The sequence below is a fragment of the Streptomyces alanosinicus genome, assembly GCF_014650595.1.
Taxonomy (GTDB): domain Bacteria; phylum Actinomycetota; class Actinomycetes; order Streptomycetales; family Streptomycetaceae; genus Streptomyces; species Streptomyces alanosinicus.
The window spans coordinates 126,971-133,475 of the sequence record NZ_BMVG01000020.1 but is presented as its reverse complement, the minus strand read 5'-3'; the positions used below and the strand labels follow the sequence as shown (position 1 = coordinate 133,475).

Here is a 6,505-nt window from a genome sequence, read left to right as displayed (position 1 = left end):
CCGCCGAACACCACTGACGGCCACCGCCGCACCGGGCCAGACGGTTCGGCGTGCAAGCTCAGTATTCATGCGCGATCCGGCGGTATTTCACTCCGACGGGGACATGCTGTTGCCGTTCCCCTTGAGGCACCTGCCCTGCAACGAGGGCGGCGCAGGTTTCTGTCGGCACATGGGGGGACGCAGCCGTACAGACGCTCAGCCCATCGCCAGGTATCGACAATTGCTCCCTGCGCGACTACCCCACAGTGAGCAGGCCCGCCGTATCGGTTCCGAGCGGATGAAGGCGTTCACCGGCCGGCACGGCGACTCCGGACGCACTCGCCCGGAGGTGCTTGTGGAACGGATACGTACGCATCTGCCGACCGCAGCACCAGGCACCGTGGCAGGCAAGGAACTGACCGCCGTGCTCTTCGCCGAGCAGCTCGCCCTGCTCGACGACCACGTGCGGGTCCTCAACAAGCGCGTGGACGACCGCTACGTCGCCAACCAGCGCATGCGTCACGCCGTGGACTGGTGGGTGTTCAACACGGCCCGCGAAGTCCCCTGGGTCCGCGAGGAATCCGTTACGCGGGCCGCCAGGACTGGGACAGGATCTCCCGCGCACTCAAGTCGGTCTGCACGGCTCCGACAGCGAGCGCGGAAAAAGATCTCGGGCGCCAAGCATCTGGGCGACTCCTTCACCCGCCGCACCGGCCGCCTCCTGGCTGGGCGCCGGCTGAGACGACCCCCATGGTGCCGGAGGCGATGTCGGCCTTGGCCATATTCTCACCCTCCGCTGAACTTCGCCTTTCGTGCCGCGGTTACCGTCCCAGCAGAGTCAAGGTCAGCTTTGCAGTCAGGAGACCGGTACGGTGAAGCGACGCAACACAGGCGTCAGGTTCTACGCCCCGCTGGCCAGCGGGCTTCTGGCCCTGTCGGTAGGCGGCTGCGGCATGAGCGGTGGGAACGCAACTGGTCGGGCGGCCACTTCGTCGGCGTCCGCCACCGTCGGCGGCACGCCCGGGACCGCGTCGCACGCCACGGCTGAGCCGGCCGCCTGGCACAAGTGGGGCCTGACACCGCTGCCCGCGGCTCCCCCGCCCCCGGTGGACAAACCCATCAGGCTGTCCGCGACCGGCCCGGTTCCGGTCTTCACTCACGTACCGACGTCCCAGAAGGTCGTCTTCATCACCGTCGACGACGGGCTGGAGAAGGACCCCAAGTTCATCGAGATGATGCGGGACCTGAAGATCCCGATCACGATGTTCCTGATGAACGACGCCATCAAGTCGGACTACGGGTACTTCAAGGCACTGCAGGCGATGGGCAACCACATCCAGAACCACACCCTTCACCATCCCGCGATGAACACCATCCCACTGGTCCGCCAGAAGCAAGAGGTGTGCGGCGACCAGAAGATCCTCACCCAGCAGTTCGGCACCGCCCCGTTCCTCTTCCGGCCGCCCTACGGGGCGTACAACACCAACACCAAGATCGCGGTGGGAGCGTGCGGGCCGCGAGCCATCGTCTGGTGGCGCGAGTCCATGCAGATACGCAAAATGCAGTACCAAGAGCCAGGTAAGAAGCTGCGTCCCGGCGACATCATCCTCGCCCATTTCCGCGGCCCTGCGGAGCTCAAGGGCGCCACCATGACGGAGATGTTCGCGAATCTGCTCAAGCGCATACGGGAACAGGGCTTCGCGGTGGCTCGCCTGGAGGACTACATACAGCCGCCGGCCGGACACTGAATCGACCGGAAATCAGGGTGCATCGCCACCGTGGCACTCTTTCGACCTCGGGACAGGGGCCGCGCGGTACGCGCGGTACGCGCCACGGTCGGCTGGCCCTGAATCGGAACCTCACCCGACATTTTTCCATCTCTCCCGACAGACGTCCCCTCTCGCAGTTCTGCGAGAAACCTTGGACCCGGGATCCGATCGAGCATCCGGCGACATTGGGCCCTCCAGGAGGGTCTCGGGAGGAGAGGTTCACTCCTCACCGGAAAGTCGGGTCAAAAACAAAGAAAAGCCCCGGTCAAGCCTTCGCAATAAAGCGCGGGTAGCACCGGGCGGAAAGCGCAGGCAGGTAACAGCTCATGGGTCTCACGAGCAACAAAGTGCTGATGCTGGCGATCGTCCTCGCCGTCCTACTGTTCCTCGGCACGGTCTGGCTGTGGCCTCGTTTGGCCCGGCAGAACTGGCGTGCCGTCAGCGGACGGGTCGGACTGCTGCTCAGCACCCAGCTGGCGCTCTTCGCCACGGTGGGACTCGCCACGAATCAGGCCTTCGGGTTCTACGCGAGCTGGTCCGACCTGTTCGGTCAGGAGACCGGCCAGGGAGTGGTCATCGACCATGGAGCGGAGGGCGGCAGCAGCCCCGTCCACGTGGTCTCCGCCTCCCGCGTCAGCGGTGCGAGCAGTCCGTTGCCGCAGATGTCCGGGCAGATCCAGAAGGTCGACATCATCGGCCGTACGACCCACCTCGCCACACCGGCGTTCGTGTACCTGCCCCCGGAGTACTTCCAGCCGCAGAACCACGCGCGCAAGTTCCCCGTTACTGTCATCCTCACGGGTTACCCGGGCACGGCACAGGCGCTGGTGGACAAGCTGCACTACCCGAGCACGGCACAGCAGTTGGCCAAGAGGGGCAAGATGCAGCCGATGATCCTGGTGATGCTGCGGCCGACCGTGGCGCCACCTCGGGACACCGAGTGCGTCGACATCCCCGGTGGCCCGCAGAGCGAGACCTTCTTCGCCAAGGACCTGCGCGACTCGGTGACGGCCCAGTACCGGGTCGACAAGACGCCCGCCAGCTGGGGCATCGCCGGCGACTCGACCGGCGGCTACTGCGCGCTGAAGATCGCCATGCACCACCCGGCTTCGTACGCTGCCGCCGCGGGCCTGTCGCCGTACTACAAGGCGCCGTTGGACCCCACCACCGGAGACCTCTTCCACGGGGACAAGAACCTCCAGAATCGTGCCGACCTGTTCTGGGCGATCAAGCACCTGCCCGCGCCCGAGACGTCACTGCTCGTCACAAGCAGCAAGGTCGGTGAGCACAACTACAAGGACACACTCAAGTTCATCAAGAGCGTGCAGGACACGAACGTGACCAGGGTTTCGTCGATCATCCTTCCGAGTGGCGGGCACAACTTCAACACCTGGGGGCGCGAGATCCCGCCGATGCTGCAGTGGATGAGCGAGCGACTGGTCGCACACTGAAGGTCTGCGCCTGACGCCCCGTAAGACGCCGTTTCCTTCGGTGTGACTGTCCGTTGAGCGGTGCATGACGGGTCTGATCGAGCGGTTGGTTCCGGATGAGTTACGGACGCTGTTCCGGCGGGTGGTTCCGCCGGCGGAGGTCGTACGTCCGCGGGGCGGCGGCCGACGACGGGCGGGTGACTTCGATAGAGGCGACGAGACTCTGTGGAACCTGTCCAACGGGGCCTCCCGTCTGTGCCGACGCCAAGTGTCTATCTTCGAGGCGGAGTGGGAGCTCTCATCCGGCATCGGACCGACGGAGAACGACGAGTGCCAGATCGACCCGGCCATCTTCAAGATCTTCGTCAACGCCCTTCTGGCGCAGCACCGAAGAACAAGCCATGCCATAGTGCTTGCGCTCTCCGAGGGGTTCACCGCCACCGTGCTGGTTCTCGCGGAGCGTGCCGGGATCAGGCTGGAGTGCCTGGGGTGCGGGACTGTGTGAGAAGGCACGGGAGCTGGGACAGGACATGCCTCGCTGAGTTGAGGTTGGCCCATCCGAGGCGAGGACGCCGTTGCCGGTGATCGGACGGACTTTTCGCACGTACGGCCCTACTGGCATTTGCGCGTCAGGGTGAAGACAGACACTGCCGCCTCGCCTGTATCGCTGGGGTGGGGCGAATGAGCTTGATCCCTTTTCGATCTGGCCGCTGGTTGATTGCGCAGGGGCAGCTCAGGATGGGTGAATGAAGTCACGCACCACGTTCCGCAGGGGGCAGTCGGACCCGGTAGCTGAGTCGGTCGCCCCCTACAGCGACCACGCCGACGATTACGCGGCCGTGCATGCTCCGAAGATGGCGGATCGTGTTGAGCGGTTCGCCGGCTCCTTGCCTGTGCCCTCGCTGATCCTTGACGCAGGGTGTGGTCCGGGCCGTGACCTTGCAAGGTTCCGGAAGCACGGGCATGTGGTGCGTGGTGTCGACCTCAATTCGGTGTTCGTGGCGATGGTCAACGCCCACGCGCCTACCTCTGAGTGTGACCTGCGCGAGGTCGGATCGCGGTTCCCGGCCGGAACGTTCGATGGGATCTGGGCCTCCGCGTCGCTCGTCCACCTCGACCTGGTGGATGCGGTGGACGTGCTGGGCCAGTTCGCCGGACTGCTGCGGCCCGGGGGCCGGCTATACGTGTGTTTGAGCGCCACCGGCCGTACAGGCTGGCTCGATGAACCGGACGGCCGACGGTGGTACACCGTGTGGGATCCAGACGAGTTCGCCGCCACGGTGGCCAGTGCGGGCTTCACGATCGACAGTGTCGACCGGGGACCGTACGTAGAGGTCTGGGCGACCCGAGGCGGCTGACTTCCAGGTCGAGACGGTGCTTGGGGTGTCCAGGGTCCGGGAGCCTCTGCGTGCAGCTACCGGCGGGCGGCGGCTGCACCGCGTACTTCGTCTGTGGCCCCGCGCCCACCGCGTTCCCCGGCGGGGCCCCTCCGCCGGAACCACGCTGCCCGACGTCCCAGCCGCTGCGGGCGCACCCGAGCCGGAGTGCGAACCGGATGAGCAGCCCGCCATGAGCAGACAAGCGAGCAGCGCTGGTGGTGCGGCGCGGCGCATGGGATGCATGACGGCCACTCACGAGCGAGCGACAGCTGGGCACATGCTCACCCTGATGACGCTGTTGGAAAGTGACCAGGGTCGCCGTGCGACGTAGCCAGACATGCTGATCCCGGTCGGCCGATTGGGTGAACCTTCGGCATCCCGTCTTTGGTGGTCCAGACCCCGGCTCTTGACCAGGGCCACCATGTCATCGGCCTCGTGGGCGTCGGCTCCGTGACGACGACGGACACCCCCGGCGGCAGGCCGGGCATTGAGCGCCGCAGCCATGCCCTTCTGGAAGGTCTCCCCCGCACCCTTGCCCTGGGTGAGTGCGTCGAACGACTCCTCCGTCAACGTCAGTTACGCGGACGGAGCCCTGGCGGCCGGCGGTGATGCGCCCTTCGGATGGCTCGTTTCGGTCCTAGGCGGAAAGCAGCCCTACCGTGCGGGCGAGGACCCCGCCAGGATCATGCCGCCACCCCTTGTTGGCATGTTCGGCACATATGCCGTGCATGCCTGAGCAGGGCTTGGCGGTCCTGGCCGGCCAACGTGGCGGCGGGGCAAGACCGAAGGGCGCCTGCGGCTGAGGCCCAGGGCCCGGTCCGACGGGAGGCGGGACAGGTGGCAGCTACTGAGGTGACGGCGTCTTCCCTCGACATGGCGAGGATTTGCCGCGTGGTCGACGCCCGTCTGGACGACTTCCAGGCGGCCAAGGAGCGCACCGCAGCCGCGCAGGGCCTGCCCGCCGAGTTGTCCCGGGCCCTGGGGGATTTCCTGGCCGCAGGCGGCAAACGCCTCCGGCCCCTGCTGTGCGTGCTGGGCTGGCACACCGCCGGTCGCGCCCGCGGTCAGGCCCCGGCGCCGGTGGTGCAGGTGGCTGCCTCGCTGGAGATGTTCCACGCCTTCTGCCTCATCCACGACGACATCATGGACGACTCGGCCACCCGCCGCGGACGGCCCACGGTCCACCGCGCCCTCGCGGCTCTCCACCAAGGGAGAGCCGGTCGCGGCGCAGCCGACCGCCTCGGCACCAGTGCGGCCATCCTGGTCGGTGACCTGGCCCTGGCCTGGGCAGATGAGCTCCTGCACACCGCCGACCTCACATCCGCCCAGCTCACCGCGGTCCTGCCTCTGGTCGATGCCATGCGCACCGAGGTGGTCTACGGCCAGTACCTGGACCTGCTCACGACTGGCCACACCGGCGAGGACGTCGAGGTGGCGCTGCGCATCGCGCGCTACAAGACCGCCACCTACACCTGTGAACGCCCCCTCCAGGTCGGCGCGGCCCTGGCGGGCGCCTCAGCGGCCGTCCGCAGCGCACTGAGCGCCTACGCGCTGCCCATCGGCGAAGCCTTCCAGCTCCGCGACGACATCCTTGGCGCCTTCGGCGATCCGGCGGCGACCGGCAAGTCGTCGTGGGAAGACCTGCGGGACGGCAAGCACACCGTGCTGATGGCCCTGGCCCTCCAGCGCGCTGATGCTGTCCAGCGCGAGGCCCTGCACACCCTGGTCGGCGACCCTGCCCTGAGCGAGGAGGGCGCCGCCCGCATCCGGGACATCCTCACCGCCACCGGCGCCCTCCAAGCAGTCGAGGGCATGATCGCCCACCGCCGCGCACGGGCCCAACATGCCCTGGAACAAGCCCCGTTCCCGCCCGCCGCGACCGCCGCCTTGCGGCAGCTCGCCGACGCAACCACCACAAGGACAACATGACCACGGCACATAACGAGCC

Annotated in this window: 6 protein-coding genes; 5 read left to right on the top strand and 1 reads right to left on the bottom strand. The window is 67.2% G+C overall.

The genetic code is table 11. From position 1 onward, the window contains the following. Positions 1-235 precede the first annotated feature (235 nt). Positions 236-502, bottom strand: a complete 267-nt coding sequence (locus IE277_RS31015) for a hypothetical protein (RefSeq protein ID WP_189957010.1) — start codon at positions 500-502, stop codon at positions 236-238. A gap of 349 nt (positions 503-851) precedes the next feature. On the opposite strand from IE277_RS31015, the gene IE277_RS31010 reads away from it, so the two are divergent. The 5 genes from IE277_RS31010 to IE277_RS30990 all read left to right on the top strand — a co-directional run bounded on the left by IE277_RS31010 (position 852) and on the right by IE277_RS30990 (position 6,486). Next, on the top strand, positions 852-1,727 hold the full coding sequence (locus IE277_RS31010) for a polysaccharide deacetylase family protein (protein WP_229882094.1): 876 nt from the start codon (positions 852-854) through the stop codon (positions 1,725-1,727). A 347-nt stretch (positions 1,728-2,074) separates the two neighbouring features. Then, positions 2,075-3,199: an alpha/beta hydrolase gene (locus IE277_RS31005; protein ID WP_189957009.1), complete on the top strand. Its 1,125-nt coding sequence runs from the start codon at positions 2,075-2,077 to the stop codon at positions 3,197-3,199. A gap of 64 nt (positions 3,200-3,263) precedes the next feature. Continuing rightward, on the top strand, positions 3,264-3,683 hold the full coding sequence (locus IE277_RS31000; protein WP_373310931.1) for a DUF6086 family protein: 420 nt from the start codon (positions 3,264-3,266) through the stop codon (positions 3,681-3,683). Between the two features lie 241 nt (positions 3,684-3,924). Beyond that, a complete protein-coding gene (locus IE277_RS30995; protein ID WP_189957008.1) occupies positions 3,925-4,536 on the top strand; it encodes a class I SAM-dependent methyltransferase in 612 nt (203 codons plus the stop codon). 912 nt (positions 4,537-5,448) lie between these two features. After that, complete coding sequence (locus IE277_RS30990; protein WP_229882093.1) at positions 5,449-6,486, top strand: polyprenyl synthetase family protein; 1,038 nt, start codon at positions 5,449-5,451, stop codon at positions 6,484-6,486. The last annotated feature ends 19 nt before the right edge of the window (positions 6,487-6,505 follow it).

Coding starts and splice junctions, on each gene's coding strand:
- IE277_RS31005 (WP_189957009.1), top strand. CDS start 2,075: ATGGGTCTCACGAGCAACAAAGTGCTGATGCTGGCGATCGTCCTCGCC.
- IE277_RS31000 (WP_373310931.1), top strand. CDS start 3,264: ATGACGGGTCTGATCGAGCGGTTGGTTCCGGATGAGTTACGGACGCTG.
- IE277_RS30995 (WP_189957008.1), top strand. CDS start 3,925: ATGAAGTCACGCACCACGTTCCGCAGGGGGCAGTCGGACCCGGTAGCT.